Source organism: Corynebacterium glyciniphilum AJ 3170 (assembly GCF_000626675.1).
In the GTDB taxonomy this organism is placed as follows: Bacteria; Actinomycetota; Actinomycetes; order Mycobacteriales; family Mycobacteriaceae; genus Corynebacterium; species Corynebacterium glyciniphilum.
The window spans coordinates 2539170-2553541 of the sequence record NZ_CP006842.1 but is presented as its reverse complement, the minus strand read 5'-3'; the positions used below and the strand labels follow the sequence as shown (position 1 = coordinate 2553541).

General features: G+C 61.6%; 14 protein-coding genes and 1 tRNA gene. 6 read left to right on the top strand and 9 right to left on the bottom strand.

Annotated features, from left to right (window positions below; all coding sequences use genetic code 11):
- Window positions 1-253: 253 nt before the first annotated feature.
- Window positions 254-688: a hypothetical protein gene (locus tag CGLY_RS11875; RefSeq protein ID WP_038549681.1), complete on the bottom strand. Its 435-nt coding sequence runs from the start codon at window positions 686-688 to the stop codon at window positions 254-256.
- Window positions 689-913: 225 nt separating this feature from the next.
- On the opposite strand from CGLY_RS11875, the gene CGLY_RS11870 reads away from it, so the two are divergent.
- From CGLY_RS11870 to CGLY_RS11860, 3 genes are all read left to right on the top strand, one after another.
- Window positions 914-1912: an IS481 family transposase gene (locus CGLY_RS11870; RefSeq protein WP_081803908.1), complete on the top strand. Its 999-nt coding sequence runs from the start codon at window positions 914-916 to the stop codon at window positions 1910-1912.
- Between the two features lie 92 nt (window positions 1913-2004).
- On the top strand, window positions 2005-2310 hold the full coding sequence (locus CGLY_RS11865) for a hypothetical protein (RefSeq protein ID WP_038549679.1): 306 nt from the start codon (window positions 2005-2007) through the stop codon (window positions 2308-2310).
- Complete coding sequence (locus tag CGLY_RS11860) at window positions 2307-3041, top strand: TraM recognition domain-containing protein (protein WP_038549677.1); 735 nt, start codon at window positions 2307-2309, stop codon at window positions 3039-3041. The genes CGLY_RS11865 and CGLY_RS11860 overlap by 4 nt, the downstream gene beginning before the upstream one ends.
- A 9-nt stretch (window positions 3042-3050) precedes the next feature.
- Here CGLY_RS11860 and CGLY_RS11855 read toward each other — a convergent pair whose 3' ends face one another.
- From CGLY_RS11855 to CGLY_RS18105, 5 genes are all read right to left on the bottom strand, one after another.
- Window positions 3051-3419, bottom strand: coding sequence for a hypothetical protein (locus CGLY_RS11855; RefSeq protein ID WP_144313683.1), 369 nt, complete (start codon window positions 3417-3419; stop codon window positions 3051-3053).
- Window positions 3420-3513: 94 nt separating this feature from the next.
- Window positions 3514-4056: a hypothetical protein gene (locus CGLY_RS11850; protein ID WP_144313682.1), complete on the bottom strand. Its 543-nt coding sequence runs from the start codon at window positions 4054-4056 to the stop codon at window positions 3514-3516.
- A gap of 51 nt (window positions 4057-4107) precedes the next feature.
- Window positions 4108-4476, bottom strand: coding sequence for a hypothetical protein (locus CGLY_RS11845; protein ID WP_144313681.1), 369 nt, complete (start codon window positions 4474-4476; stop codon window positions 4108-4110).
- Between the two features lie 53 nt (window positions 4477-4529).
- Window positions 4530-5237 (bottom strand): hypothetical protein, encoded by a 708-nt coding sequence (locus tag CGLY_RS11840; protein ID WP_144313680.1) that lies wholly within the window; start codon window positions 5235-5237, stop codon window positions 4530-4532.
- Between the two features lie 410 nt (window positions 5238-5647).
- Entirely contained in the window at window positions 5648-5788 is a 141-nt protein-coding gene (locus CGLY_RS18105; protein ID WP_407080795.1) for a helix-turn-helix transcriptional regulator, read from the bottom strand.
- Between the two features lie 408 nt (window positions 5789-6196).
- Between CGLY_RS18105 and CGLY_RS11830 the strand changes: the two genes are divergently transcribed.
- Window positions 6197-7597: a site-specific integrase gene (locus CGLY_RS11830; protein WP_038549666.1), complete on the top strand. Its 1401-nt coding sequence runs from the start codon at window positions 6197-6199 to the stop codon at window positions 7595-7597.
- Between the two features lie 97 nt (window positions 7598-7694).
- Here the strand turns inward: CGLY_RS11830 and CGLY_RS11825 are convergent.
- Window positions 7695-7771 (bottom strand) — tRNA-Arg (locus CGLY_RS11825).
- Window positions 7772-7851: 80 nt separating this feature from the next.
- Here CGLY_RS11825 and CGLY_RS11820 point away from each other — a divergent pair.
- Window positions 7852-10041, top strand: a complete 2190-nt coding sequence (locus tag CGLY_RS11820; RefSeq protein ID WP_038549664.1) for a cytochrome c oxidase assembly protein — start codon at window positions 7852-7854, stop codon at window positions 10039-10041.
- On the opposite strand, the gene CGLY_RS11815 is transcribed toward CGLY_RS11820, so the two are convergent.
- Together CGLY_RS11815 and CGLY_RS11810 are read right to left on the bottom strand one after the other, a co-directional pair.
- Window positions 10038-11516 (bottom strand): SLC13 family permease, encoded by a 1479-nt coding sequence (locus CGLY_RS11815; RefSeq protein WP_227590262.1) that lies wholly within the window; start codon window positions 11514-11516, stop codon window positions 10038-10040. The two genes, CGLY_RS11820 and CGLY_RS11815, sit on opposite strands and share 4 nt — an antisense overlap.
- Before the next feature lie 71 nt (window positions 11517-11587).
- Entirely contained in the window at window positions 11588-12961 is a 1374-nt protein-coding gene (locus CGLY_RS11810) for a class-II fumarase/aspartase family protein (RefSeq protein ID WP_052540132.1), read from the bottom strand.
- 176 nt (window positions 12962-13137) lie between these two features.
- Here CGLY_RS11810 and CGLY_RS11805 point away from each other — a divergent pair, with 176 nt between their 5' ends.
- Window positions 13138-14118: a LacI family DNA-binding transcriptional regulator gene (locus tag CGLY_RS11805; protein WP_144313679.1), complete on the top strand. Its 981-nt coding sequence runs from the start codon at window positions 13138-13140 to the stop codon at window positions 14116-14118.
- The last annotated feature ends 254 nt before the right edge of the window (window positions 14119-14372 follow it).

Below are 14372 nucleotides of genomic sequence, written 5' to 3'. Positions count from 1 at the left end.
GCGTTCCGTCGCTACCGCTAGCATCAGGCAGCCTCTCTGAGACGACAGAAGCCTGATCCGTACCCGGTCCCGGAGCCGACCGGGTACGCCCTGTCCGAGGCTTCTCCCAGGCACCTCCGACGAACAATGACCTGACGGTCATCGCTCGTCTGCTGTGCACCCTCTGGTGGGAAGTGCACCCACCAGAGACAGGCATAGAAAAACCCCCAGGATGATCAACTTTCAATCATCGAGGGGGTCAGAGAATAGAGTGTTATCGGTTCTGGTAGCCACTGTCGTGGGTCTGCGTTCCGCTACCGTACCCACTAGCGTTCCCCTGCTGTGGCACTTGCGTTCCACTGTCGTGGCCCGAGCGTTCCGCCTCTGCAGCGGCCTTCTCCTGCTCCTTCTTCTCCTTGTTGCGCTGACGCGTCAGACGCGACTTCTCGGCCTTCGCAGCACGCTTGCGTTCTGCCTCTGCTTCCTCTTCCTCACGTTGTCGCTTCGCGTCCTCGTACCGTTGTTTAGCGACCTCGACGACCTCCGTGACTGTTGTGGTGTCGCCCGCGTTCTGCGCAAGCACTTCGTTGACCACCGCGCCGTAGAACGTAGCGATCTCCCGCTTCATCGCTTCCTCAACAGCGCGTGTGAGTTCTTCCCTGCGCTTGTCGATCTCAGCGAGTTCCTTCTCGATCTCGATCTCACTCATTTGCATTGTCATCGTCTGTCTCCCTGTCGTGTCGTTCTTCATTGATTGGTGTCCAGCTTATATCCATGTGTACGGTCCCGGTGGTGTGAAACCACTCGAAGGCACAGTTTGTGATGTCCAGGGACGTTGTTTCGGCGACACGGTCGTGAAGAGCTAAGAGGTGAGGGCCTCCGGTTGTGAAGTGGAGCTGTCGAGTTCAACCGCTTCACGAACCAGGGGGCCCTCGTGTCCCACGCTAACGCTGCCCTGACCCCGCGCGCTCGACGTCGACTGGCGCGTTTGATCGTCGAGGATGGCTGGCCGCCGTCGGCCGCGGCGAAGATGTTCATGGTCTTGCCCGTCACCGCCCGCAAATGGGCGGCAAGGTTCCGCGCCGAAGGCACGGGAGGGATGGCCGATCGATCCAGCCGCCCACGGTCGATACCAACGAAGACACCACTTCCGCAGGTCAAACGAATCGTGAAGGCAAGGTGGCGATGCCGACTGGGACCGGTGCAGATTGCCGGTGAGCTCGGGCTTCCCGCCTCGACCGTCCACGCCGTGTTGGTGCGCTGCCGCCTCAACCGGCTCTCCGCGATTGACCGGGTCACGTGCGAGCCGATCCGCCGCTACGAGTACGACCACCCTGGGTCGCTGATCCACGTCGATGTCACGAAGTTCGGCAACATCCCCGATGGCGGCGGCTGGCGGTTCGTCAGTCGTGTTCAGGGTGAGCGCAACCGGGAGGCCACCGCCACCCGCATGAAGAGCAGGAACCACCGTTACGAGCCACGGCTGGGCACCGCGTTCGTCCACACCGTCATCGATGACCACTCGCGCGTCGCCTACGCCGAAATCCATGCCGACGAGAAAGCGCAGACCGCGATCGGCGTCCTGCGCCGTGCTGTACCCTGGTTCGCCGACCGTGGCGTCAGCGTCGAGCGTGTCCTGTCGGACAACGGCTCGGCCTACAAGTCGCACGCCTGGCGGGATGCCTGCACAGAACTTGGAATCACGGCGAAGAAGACCCGCCCCTACCGCCCACAGACCAAGGGAAAGATCGAGCGGTTCCACCGCACTCTCGCCGACGGCTGGGCCTACGCGAAGCTCTATCCCTCAGAGACCGCACGGCGAGAAGCCCTCCCCGGCTGGCTGCGCTTCTATAATCATCACAGGCATCACTCCGCAATCGGAGCCCCACCCATCAGCAGGATCGACAACAACCTGCCTGGATATCACAACTAGGCGGCGCTGGTCGCACCTACATCATCGACCTCTCCGGTGAGATCCCCGATAATCAGGTTCCCGAGGGTGCCGAGAAGGTCTACGTTGACCCGGTGAGCCTGGTCAACACCGCAGACGACGCCCTGGAAATGGCGACGATCCTCATGGAGGCAGGTGCCGCCGGTGCAGGTGGTGGCTCCACCTCCGGCTGTGACTCGTTCTGGGAGAGTGTGTCCACCGGTCCACTGGCCGCACTGATCATGGCTGCATCCATCCGTAGCGAAGGCATCCAGTGGGTCCGTGACGCCGTGAGTCTCGTCTCTCCCAGGAGTTCGACCCCGACAACACGGACGCCAGCGTCGAGTTCCGGCCGAGCTGGAAGGGTGCTGTTGTCACGCTCGAGGACAACCAGGAGATGACCCTGGCCAGCAAGCTGCAGGCGGCGATCGAGCGTGATGAGAAGATGCGCGACTCCATCGGCATCACCATGGAGTCCGCACTGTCGCCCTGGATGAAGTCAACGGTGTTCGGCAACGGCTCACGTCCCTTCATCGCGGCGCTGCTCGAACACACCCATGCGTCCCTGTTCATGGTCGCACCGGCCACCGGCGTGGCCGCCGGTGCCGCTGTCGGTGTCGTCGACTTCATCTCGAAGCGCTGGCGTGCCAACCAGACCGAGGACGTCAAGCTCCCCCGCGTGCTGCTGGTGGTCGATGAGCTGTGTAACACGCTGCCCTGGGCCAAGCTGCCCACTGTGGTCACCGAGGCACGTGCCGTGGGTGTCAACCTGCTGGTTGCTGTGCAGTCCACTAGCCAGCTCGCACGTCGCTACGGCACGGACGGCATGACTGAGCTGCGCGAGGTCTTCCCCTCCGTGCTTCTGCTGCGCGGTGCGCCCGAGAAGCAGATGGTCGAAGACGCCGCCTGGTGGGACGGTGAACATGATGAACCCCGCATCACCATCGACCACCGGAGCAACAAGTCGCAGAGCTACGAGAAGGCACGCCGCACCCGGCCACAGGAGCTCCTGCCGACCGACATCGACCACGGTCGTCTGTTGCGCGGTACTGCTGTCGGTGAGCCGATGAAGCAGTCCGGTGTCATGGTCCGGTTGACCTACATCGCAAGCATGAACTTCATCACCGCCTAGTGGTGGAAGCTACCAAGCTCCACTGCCCTCATCGGTGGGCCAGACACTGTCCCTGTACTGAACCGAGTACCGTCCACCAATCAGTCGGCTGATGATCACCTCAATACAGTTCCCAGATGTGTCTTTGAGATGGAAAGGCTGGTCGACTTCATATTGCCAGCATTCATCCCCGCCAGTGACCTCCGGCCCCTTCGCCCGTGCGTACTCCCCATTAGGCGTCTTCGCATAGAAGAAGAACCTGCCTGCATCACCCTCGTTGTCGCTAACCGGGTTGATCTCCCCGAAGCGACCCAGGGGTATCCACCCGGATCCGTCCGACCTCGCCCATCGAGCGTCGTCCCTAAAGCTGCCTCTGTCCGCACCTGGTGAATCTGTCATGCCCTCGATAATACTGCAGACAATCCAAACACGACAAAGGCCCCGCCACCGAAAGAAGTACGGAGCCTTATCCATGGCAAGGAGGCCGCAGGGGTCAGTGAGGCAGGCTCGACGATTGTTCTTGAGACAACGGCTTACGCTGCGCCTCGCGCTCCGACTCCTCCTTGAGCCGGTCGAACTGCGACCGCTGTGTCTGATCCACCTCCTTGACAGGACGGTCAGCCTGCCGCTGGTTGTCGAGTTGAGCAGTCTCCGCAGAGGTACCCGTGTTGGTCACGTCAGAACCATCTGCGGACTTACCGGCCTTCTCAGCCTTGTTCACCGTGGCCTGTTCGGCCTCGGCACCCTTGTCCTGGACCTCAGCACTGTTCACTGCGTTGTGGTGAGCCTTCTTGTCGGCACTGGCACGCTCTTCGGCCAAACGGGCCTGACGCTTCTCTTCTTCCTCCATCGCCATCTGACGACGTTCGGCCATATTCTTACGCACAATCTCACGACGACACTGAGCCTCACGGAACTCATCGGAAGCAACTGAAGCGGCAGCATAACGCCGGGTCACAGCATCTTCTCCGCCTTCACGCAGCAGACGCTGCATCTCGGCGACCTTCTCGTCATCGACCCGCTTCTCGTTATCCATCGTCATAACATCCCTTCACTAATTAACCTGAACTGGCTTGAGCTTTGACCACTACTGATCCGGATACTCGGCCCGGGACAGGACCAACCGTGCGACCATGTAGCGGGGGGTCGCAAAGTTGAGGAGCACGAGCTCAAAGCCTGGGGGCGACGGAACCCCTTGGCGGCCGTTCTCGATCTGCCTCATCGCATCGCGGGACAACGCCTCATCGTCATCGAAAACCGGCATGAGGTACGCGTACACCTGTGCCAGGGCCACCAGATAGTCATTTCGACTCACACCGTTGGCACGGTAGAGCTGCATCAGCTCGTCGAACTGCACCTCGACAGCTCCCAGTTCCACGCGCTCGTCCAGGTCCGATTCCTCGGAGCCCAGAGGGACTCTAGAAAAATCCAGTTGAGTCTTCCTTGGTTCGTACATCAGATCCTCCAATTGTTGTAGTATTCCGGATTGAACTTCATGATTTCCTCGACCTACAGCCCAGCCCGCAACAAGGACATCTCGACATTGTCGACGTGTGGTGCACATGCAGTGTTTTCAGACCAACGGCTCACCACCAGGTGCGTCGGACGCCCACCGCAGGAAGAACACTTCAAGCGGCTACGGGGCACCGCCAACTTCGGCACACCGCAGTTCATACCCAACACTGCCAGGGGCTTCTGACCTGCGGGAGCCGGCGCCATGGTGTCGATGACTGAGAGGGTGAAAGGGGTGCACTGTCGACGCTTGACGTCGTAGCGGGGGACCCGCACGGGCTGTAAAGTCACCAGGCCGTCTGCAGCGCTGGTCAGGCGCGTCAAGATGTCCTGCTCACCACGACCGTCCCAGAACGTCGTCATGTCAGCGCTGCCGCAGTGACTGATCAGCACGAAAGGCGCGCCGCCGTGAGAGTAGATCACGTCCAGGAGGGTCTGGTTCCCGGTCGCGCTCGGACCACTGACGGTTGGGACCGGCACGCCATCAGGACCGATACCTTTGGCCTTCACCGTCGGATGCTCCCACAGCCGCGCCGACAGCCACACCTGGTGGAGAGCAGTGCTCATCCTGATCCGTCGACCTGACAGTGGCAGTATCACAACCTGCACCATGAGGTCCGGGTTGTCGGGGTCGACCACACAGAACTGGTAGCTGGCGATGACGCGCTCACCGTCGACGGTGGCGAACTCCGTGTCGAACCCCACCATTGGGACCCGACGACCCGACACCATCGCCGCGACCGAGGGCAGTTCGGAGAACTCGACAGCATCGACACCGGAAGCACCCGACCCACCCCCGACAAACGCTGACGCGCCCGTCTCCGCGGGGTCGGGGTCAAGATCGCATTCTGGGGTTCCCCAGGTGGAACTCGACCCCGTATCCTGACCTGCGGAAACGTCGCCTGTTGTTGGGACGCTATTTCCTAGCGTCCCAGATTTCGGGGCCTGTGAGGCCGTTTTGGTGCTCCTGAGGACCCTCCCGTCGAGGACCACGAACTCAGCACGTTCGGTACCGCGAGGGTTGTCGTTGACAAGCCGACGAGTCCACCCGGGGTGCTCCTCCGCTTCCGGTGCAGGCTGGTCGATCTGGGCCGTGAACGGCCAGCGACGGCGACTCATGCCGCACCGCCGACGACCTGAGATGACAGCCATGCGTCGAGGTCTTCAATGCGGTAGAAAATCCCGCGTTGACCGACTCTGACGTAGGAGGGGCCTTTACCTCGTCCGCGCCAGTTGCTCAGGGTTTTGGGCGTCACCCCGATCACGCGTGCTGCCTCGCTGGGTCTCAGCGACAGTCGCTCGAGTCCATCGGAAGATATGATGGTAGTGCGGGGTGCCCGCACAGAGAAACGTGAATTGCGCACGATAAATCTCCCTGGGAAGGGATGTTCATCATGGCGCGTAACCTTCGTCCGCACGGTAATCTGTACCGCCGGTGTATCCCCCGGGATTCGCTTTCGCCACCCAGCGCATTTCCCTATGCGATGGTGGCTGCCGATGCGGGATCATCGCCGACAACGGGGTTGCCGACAAACGGGACTCGCACCGTAACGGGAGGCCATCTACATGTCACTATAGCAGCTCATTGAAGCCCGTCAAGCCCTGCGGCAGCTCAATCCTGCTGTTCGGCGGTATTCAAACCTGATACCAACTAGTATTTAGGTATGGCAGAGATCAAGAAGACCGCATCCCGAGCACCGATCCCCGTCGGAGAACACACCGCCTACCGGGTGGGAGAGACTCGCACCGCGTCCGGCACCTGGCAGGTTGCCTGTAAGGCAAAGATTCCACTGGCTGACGACGACGAGAAGCTGCCCAAGGACCAAGGAGAGGCCGTTCGAATCGTCAAGACGGGCCGCACGAAGTCGGAGGCGCACTTCAACGCCGCCAAAGAGGCAGAGCGGCGTATCGCCGACGCTCGTGAAGCGATCACGGCGGCGAAGCGGCAGGCCACACGCCCCGGTAAGGTCACGGGACGCTGGAAGCCTGACGACCCGGTCGCTGATTTCATCGAGTCGGTCTCGATCCCGAAGGTTGAAGCCGAGGACTATGCACCCAGCACGGTGCGCACCTACTCGGACGTCCTGAACCTCGCCCTCGGCATCTGCAATGACAGGGCCTGTCCGGGACACCCGAACAGTCTCAATGGCCTCAACATCCGCGACATCACCGATGTCTCGCCGGAAATCGGAGCTCGTGTCACTCTGAAGGACTGCCTCGAAGAGGTTGCTCGGCTCCACGGTTCGGAGCGTGCCCGCCAGACCAAGAACGCGCTGATGAACCATGTCTACGGACCTCTCGAATTGCGTGGGTACCCGAATCCGATGGACTCGAAGACCTTCACTCGACAGCTCAAGATCGCCGGGTACAAGCGCATCGACCGGGGCAAGACCCAGGAGGCTCTGACTCGCGACGAGTACGAAACGGCGCTGGCCTGGTTCCTGGCCCTCGACCCCAAGAAGGGGGTCACGGAGCCGAAGCGTGGCCCGTACCGGGCTGCCGACCGTATCGCCAAGATACGCAACGCCATCACCCTCACCATCTTCGCCGCTGGCACGGGTGCCCGTAAAACTGAATTGCAGCACGTCCGGTGGGCGGACATCGCCGACACTGAGGACGGCACGGTGGTGCATCTGGCCCACACGAAGCGCGTGGCTGGGCAGATGATCCCGCGTGACGTCCTCGTGAGCGACTACCGTGTCGAGGACTACCTCGCGGATCTCCGCAGTGAGCGCGATCCCGCCCCGAACGACTATGTGATTGGGGCACCGGCTGACCCGTCTCGAATCTGGGACGCGTCCAACTCTGCCAAGGTTCTCCGCGATCTCTATGACCGAGCCGCGACAGCCACCGGCATCCGCAAGTTGGAGGAACACGGGTTGCATCTGTGGCGGCGCACCCGGGAGACGATGATGATCCTTGCGGGGATGGATGTCGAGACTCGCACCGCGCAACTCGGCCACGGCGCGGCAGTCGCGGCGAAGCACTACACCGATTACACGCAACTGACGGCTATGGCCGCAAGTGCCCGCATCGAGCGCCCCCAGCCCCGCGCAGTCAAGTGATTCCCGAACGCCAAATACAAGTTCAAGTACAAGACGACTGTATTTGAGAGTGGTGAAGGTTCACTCCGGCAGTGCAACGCCTGGTAATGGCCTTTCTTGGTGCCCCCGGCAGGATTCGAACCCGCGACCGACCGGGTAGAAACCGGTTGCTCTCATCCACTGAGCTACGGAGGCTTGCGGTAGTCATCGTAATGCACACGGGCACCGGGACGTGGAATCGGGGTAGAGGGGTTCCAGCTAGTAACGTTCAGGGCATGTCCGACGCGGCCGTAGCCACCGAATCAGCCACCGACTCTCCAGACGAGAACTTCCAGTCCTCCGCCCGATCGACCGGGAGGCTCGGTTCACCGGTCGCCCTTTACGCCATCGCGGCGGTGATGGCCGGCCTCGTCGCCGCCGTGATCGGCGATGCGTTTCTCGGGCAGTCGCTCGCTGCTCTCGGCATCCCGGATCCCGGCCCCGTGACGTCCTGGGGCGTGCCACTGGTCCGGGGGACCGGCACGGTGCTGGCCTGCCTCGGCGTCGGTTCGTTCCTGATGAGTGCTTTCGGTGCGCAACCGCGCAAAGACGGCTACCTCGACCTCGACGGTTTCCGTGCGTCCCGCACCGGCACGTGGGCGATGGCGGGGTGGGCCGTGTGCGCACTGCTGCTGGTGCCGCTCTACCTCTCCGATGCCTCGAGTCAGCCGCTGCAGGACACGTTGCAGCCGTCGATGTGGGGCGTCGCCATCGCCCAGGTCTCGACCGCGAAGGCGATGGTGTGGATTGCAGGAATCGCCGCGGCGGCCACCGTCCTGTCCCTGCTGACCCGACGGTGGATCTGGCAACCGGTGTTCTTCGTCATCGCAGTCGCATCCTTGATCCCTGTCGCGTTGGAGGGGCATTCCGCCTCCGGTGGAAACCACGACTACGGGGTGAACTCACTGCTGTGGCACATCATCTTGTCGGCGGTCTGGATCGGTGGCCTCATGGCGTTGGTCGCCCATGCGGCCCGCCGTGGCCCCTTCCTGGTGGAGATCACCCGCCGGTACAGCGTGGTGGCGCTCTTCTCCATCGTGGGGATTGCACTGTCCGGTCTGATCAATGCGGGGATCCGACTGTCGTTCGCCGAGTGGTTCACCACGGACTACGGCCGTGTGATCGTCGCCAAGGCCGTTTTGACCCTTATTCTCGCGGCCATCGGTTTCGCCCACCGCCGGACGACGATCCCCAAGCTCGGTGCCCCCGTTACCGGTGCAACCGTGGCGTGGTGGCGACGCCCCTTCGTCCGGCTGGCCCTGGTGGAGATCTTCGTCATGGCGGCGACGGTGGGCGTGGCCCTGTCCCTGACCCGCATCCCGCCGCCCGCGGAGGTGTTCGCGGACATCACCCCGGCCGAGCTGATCATGGGATTCGACGTTTCCGAGCCCTTCAGCCTCGCCGCGGTGCTGATCAACTGGCGGTTCGACCTGGTCTTCGGCACGATCGCGTTGCTGCTCCAGGGGGTGTACATGTGGGCGTGGATCACCCTGCGCCGCCGTAACGTGGAGTGGAAGACCAGCCGCTTGGTGTGGTGGACACTGGGGAATCTGTTGCTGATCTTTGTCACCTGTTCGGGGCTCGGTATGTACTCGATGGCAATGTTTGCCCCGCACATGCTGCAGCACATGGCGCTGACCATGCTCATCCCGGTGTTCTGGGTGTTGGGCGGTCCGATGACGCTGCTCCTGCGCGCCCTGCGCCCGGCTGGGCGGGATGGCCTGCAGGGGCCCCGCGAGTGGCTGGTGGTCTTCATCAACAACCCGGTGTCACGGTTCCTCACCAACCCGATCGTCGCATCCTTCCAGTTCGTCGTCGGGTTCTACGCGCTGTACCTGTCCGACCTGTACAGCGACCTTGCATCCGAGCATGCCGGCCACCTGTTCATGATGGTCCACTTCCTGATCTCCGGCTACCTCTTCTACTGGGTGGTCATCGGTGTGGATGCCGCACCGCGCCAACTCAGTCCGTTCATGAAACTGCTGATGACACTGGCCTCGATGGCGTTCCATGCCTGGTTCGGTATCGCGATGATGCAGATGGCGCAGCCGCTGGCGGAGTCGTACTACCTGTCGCTGCAGCTGCCGTTCGACGTGGACCTGATGGAGCAGCAGCACACCGGTGGCGCGATCGCGTGGGGCCTTAGCGAACTGCCGTTGTTGGTGGTCAGTACTGCTCATGCGGTGCAGTGGCTCCGGCAGGATAGAAAAGAGGCTGCCCGCTATGACCGTAAGGCTGACCGGGACAATGAAGCTGACCTGGATGCCTACAACGCCATGCTCTCAGGTCTCGGGGAGGGACGGGACGCCGCCGCCGAGGCCTACTACCGCACCGAGTACCGCGGGGACGAGGTGCAGGGTTACGTGCACTCGGAGAAAACGAAGCGGGATGCGAAGCGCGGGCACCGGGGTGAGAGCGATGTCTAGCTGAACACCATTGACATGATGGTCATGGCAACGCCGATAATCAGGACGATACTTATCAGGTCGCAGATCACACCAGTTCGCACCATTCTGCTGATCGGAACCATGCCGGAACCGTAGACGATCGCGTTCGGTGGAGTAGATATCGGTAGCATGGCGCCGGAGGATGCTGCGATAATGCCAGCCATCGCAGGCACCATCGGGTCAATGTTTGCTGCTGCTGCGATTGGAATGATGATGGGGAGGAGGATCCCCACACTCGCCGTGTTGCTGACCGTCTCCGAGACAATGAGGCCGAACACGACAGCAAGTGTCGTGAGCGCAAACGTGGTGCTCACGCCGGTTGCGTTTGCCAGCCCGGTTCCCAGCGTCGTGGCTAGCTCGGTCTCGGTCATCATCGATCCGAGGGTGAGACCTGCTCCTACAAGCAGTACCGTTCCCCAGTCGATCTTCACTGCGTCTGGCCAGGAGAGGACCGGTTCCCGTCCCCCTCGACGGGCGGGTATACAGAACAGGAGCGCCGCGCCGATCACAGGGAGTGCGCCTTCATTCAGATGGTCGCTGAGTTGAGTGACCCATTCCGGTGGTGAGGGCAGAAAATCGACCAAACTTGGCGCGATCCAGAGGAGGACGACTGTGCCGAAGATGGTTATGACTACTCCTTCGGCGAAACTCATACGCCCAAGACTTCTACGCTGCTCGCGAAAGAGCTCCTGTCCTCCGGGGATATGGCGTACCTCGGGCCGATTCATGAGACAGAGAACCACTGCCATGATTGCCCCCATAACGACTATGTAGGGCACAGAGATGAGCATCCAGTCGACGAAGTTGATGGTGGTTCCGGTCTGCTGCTCGATCAAGCCTCGTCCAATGAGGTTGGCAGGGCCGCTCACCGGGGTGAGAAGCCCTCCGACGGAGGCCCCGTAAGCGATGCTGAGCATGACCAAGCAGGAGAAACGTAGTTCACTGATGGTCTTTTCCGGATGTGCTTCCTGGATGATTTTGCCGACTGTGTTCGCAATTCCGATACCGATCGGTAGTAACATCGCGGCGGTTGCGGAGCTGGAGATAAACCCGGAGATCACGAGCGCGACTGCACCGAAGGCGAGCGCGGTCCGGTAGGTGCTGTACCCCACTCCGGGTAACGACAGGACGCTCAGCGCGAACCTGCGATCAAGGCCGTGAACGGTCATCGCCCGAGCAATCAGGAATGCCCCGATCACGAGAAATACTGTCGTCGAACCGAACGCTCCGAAGACCTCGGCTGCCGGAGCGACTCCGAGGACCACCAAGAGCGAAACTCCCAGGAGTGCGGTCACTGGAATAGGAAGGGCTTCGGTGAGCCATAGCAGGATGACCAGGGCGAGTACCGCGAGTAGGCTCTGCTGCTCCGTCGATAAGTTGGTCGGGACCAAGAGCACTACCACTAGGAGTGGAAGGGCCAGCCATGTCCCCAGCAGCCTTCTGATCCTGTCCACTTTGGTTTCTCGCGACGTCAAGGGTACCGCGGATGTGGTCGCTGACGCTGTCTCTGGTGCACTGGCGGGAATCATCGGTCACTCCCGACGCCAGGAGATTGGCGGACCGTGGTCCAGTGCTCGATGGCTTTTGCAGCAATCGTCGCAGCCTCTCCGAGGTAGCCCTCCGCGCCGGTGATGACGGAAGTTACGGAATCATCGAGATCTGCTGCACGTGCCTCCGCAAGGAGGGCTGTGGTGAGTGTCTCATTGTCGCGGCGCGCACGCTGTGACGCTTCGTAGACGAGGTCGTGTGCGCGTTCTCGTCCCAGAGGTTCGGCGAGTGAGATCATGTGTGCTTCGGCCATGATCAGGCCGTGGTCAAGGGCGAGATTGGCCTTCATTCTTTCCGGGTCGACCCGTAACCCGGTGGCGAGGTCGGTCGTTTCGACAACTGCACTGCCAGTTAGGACGGCGATGCGGGGGAGTACCTCCCATTCCAGTTGCCATTCACCGGCGGCACGCTCGTGGCCTGCCTCCTGAATTCTGCTCATGGTTGACGCGAGCCCGGAGACCGTCTGAGAGAGGCCGATGATCGCTTCCGACGAAATTGGGTTAACTTTCTGCGGCATGGTGGAGGAGGCGCCGCGGTGACTGTCGAACTTCTCGTAGACCTCGCCAATCTCGGTCCGGGAGAGATCCACGATATTGCGGGCCAAGCGGGCGCACGTGGCCGAGATTTCAGCGTAGAGATGCCCGAACTCTGCGAGACGGTCTCGAGAGGTGTGCCACGGAACAACAGAATGAGAGAGATTAAGGGATCGTGCGACTGCTTCGCGAACCTGGGTTGCCTTCGTGCCGTACGCAGCACTCGTGCCACCAGCTCCTGAAAGTGACACGGTGGCGAGCCTCGTCCGCGTCTCTGCCAGCCGCTGCAGATGACGGGTGAACTCGTCGAGAACAGTGGCGAGTGACGCACCCAGGGTGGTAGGCACGGCATGCTGGGCGTGGGTTCTCGCCGGCATGATGGTCTTTCTGTGTTTTGAGACGACCGAGGCGATGGCATTTCCACAATCCTCCACCTGGTTCCGGAGGAGATCGAGGGAGGCTACGAGTTGTAGCACGAGGCCGGTATCCATGATGTCCTGGGTGGTGGCACCGTAGTGGACACGTCCGTCCGGTCCGGAGGGAAGAACACGGGAGATTTCCCTGACTATCCCGAGGATCGGATAGCCGACGTTCTTCGCGCTTGCCCAGAGGCGGTGCGGATCAACGTTGTCGAGTGTGGCTGCCGCTGTGATCGCGTCGGCGTCGTTCTGCGAGAGGACGCCGACTGAAGCTTGCCCCTGGGCAAGTGCGGCCTCGACGCGTAGCCAGCTGTCGATGGTGGCTTCTTCGGAGAACACTTCCTGTTGGGAGCTGTCTGTGTAGAGGTGACTGAGGAGGGTAAAGGTGTCCTGGGGCATAGTGGCCTTCCTATGAAATCGATTCCATACCGATCAGCGGAAGGTGACCTGCGTCATATGAAATCGTTTCCATAGTATGGACATCAGAATCGCATCAGTCAACCCCCGGTTTGTTTGCGGTACAGTCAAATGCTTGGACGGGTGGCACAGTCGTTGTCGATGAGGAGAGCGGTGCGGTGGTAAAGATCCGCGATGTGGCTCAACGCGCGGGAGTAGGCGTAAGTACGGTCTCGCGGACGCTCAACGAGAGTGGATACGTCGATCCTGGGACTAGGAAGAGGGTCCTCAGTGCGGTCGACGAACTCGGTTATAGGCCGAATGCTGTCGCCCGGGCACTTCGCTCAAGCAGGACCGGGACGGTGGGGTTCATCGTGCCGGATCTTCGTAATCAGTTCTACGCTGAAGGCTCGGCGATGCTCCAGGCGGGCTTGGAGGAAGCCGGATATCAGCTTCTTGTTGGTGTCAGCCGTGATGACCCTTCGGTGGAGAAGCGATGTTTCGCGGCATTTCATGATCAACGTGTGGATGCTGTGGTGAGCATCCCGGTCGGGGAAAATCTTCCTGAAGAGCAGGGTGTCCCGGTCATCGAGATGAATCGACGTACAGGGCACCGATACCGTGACTCTGTCGTATCGGATGAAGTAGTGGGGTTACACCAGCTCACGAGACTATTGTTGGATGCTGGCCACCGGGAGATAGCACTGATGGTGGGTCCGGCGAAATGGTCTACCGCAGCTGATCGGACGTTGGGTTTTCAGCGCGCAGTTGACGAAGTTCCGGGAGCAGAGGGGCGCGTCTTCTCGGGAGATTTTTCGGCGAAATGGGGGCACGACACCGCTCCCAGTGTCATCAATGACCGGGTAACGGGGGTCGTTGTCGCGAGCAGTGCGATCATGGAGGGGTTCGTGACCTACTGTGGTGCCGCTGGAGTCAGCGTGCCCGATGACATATCGGTCGTCTCGGTAGGCGATCCCCCCTGGTTCGGCTTCTGGCGGCAGGGAATCACAACCTATGCCCCCGATCTCGGGACCATCGGCGAGGTGACGGCGCAACGTGTGCTTTCCCGGTTGAAAGAAGCCTCACGACAGCAGGAACCAGTGGACCTGGTCGTCGAGGGGCGCATCCTGGAGAGGGGCTCCGTGAAGAGCCTGACGTGAGTCGCTCCTCACTGCGTCAGGAGATGGTCGCCTACGTTAACTGGGCGCTGAACTGGTTTGTGACGCGCCGGGCCTGTGGATAACTCCCGTCGAGTTCCCACGAGGTTGTTCACAGGTGGTGAGCGGGCGTTGACCGAGGGATGCGTCCGACGTGAAGATGGATCCAACCGGGGCACTGAGGTGGGGGACCGCTCCGCCGGCCACCGGGTGTCGCCCGACGGCTGAACGACGGCGGGCGCCGTGGATCCCGGGGA

Excerpts from the sequence above, each read along its gene's own strand:
- CGLY_RS11875 (WP_038549681.1), bottom strand. The coding sequence starts at position 688 with ATGAGTGAGATCGAGATCGAGAAGGAACTCGCTGAGATCGACAAGCGC.
- CGLY_RS11860 (WP_038549677.1), top strand. The coding sequence starts at position 2,307 with ATGACCCTGGCCAGCAAGCTGCAGGCGGCGATCGAGCGTGATGAGAAG.
- CGLY_RS11855 (WP_144313683.1), bottom strand. The coding sequence starts at position 3,419 with ATGACAGATTCACCAGGTGCGGACAGAGGCAGCTTTAGGGACGACGCT.
- CGLY_RS11850 (WP_144313682.1), bottom strand. The coding sequence starts at position 4,056 with ATGGATAACGAGAAGCGGGTCGATGACGAGAAGGTCGCCGAGATGCAG.
- CGLY_RS11845 (WP_144313681.1), bottom strand. The coding sequence starts at position 4,476 with ATGTACGAACCAAGGAAGACTCAACTGGATTTTTCTAGAGTCCCTCTG.
- CGLY_RS11830 (WP_038549666.1), top strand. The coding sequence starts at position 6,197 with ATGGCAGAGATCAAGAAGACCGCATCCCGAGCACCGATCCCCGTCGGA.
- CGLY_RS11820 (WP_038549664.1), top strand. The coding sequence starts at position 7,852 with ATGTCCGACGCGGCCGTAGCCACCGAATCAGCCACCGACTCTCCAGAC.
- CGLY_RS11810 (WP_052540132.1), bottom strand. The coding sequence starts at position 12,961 with ATGCCCCAGGACACCTTTACCCTCCTCAGTCACCTCTACACAGACAGC.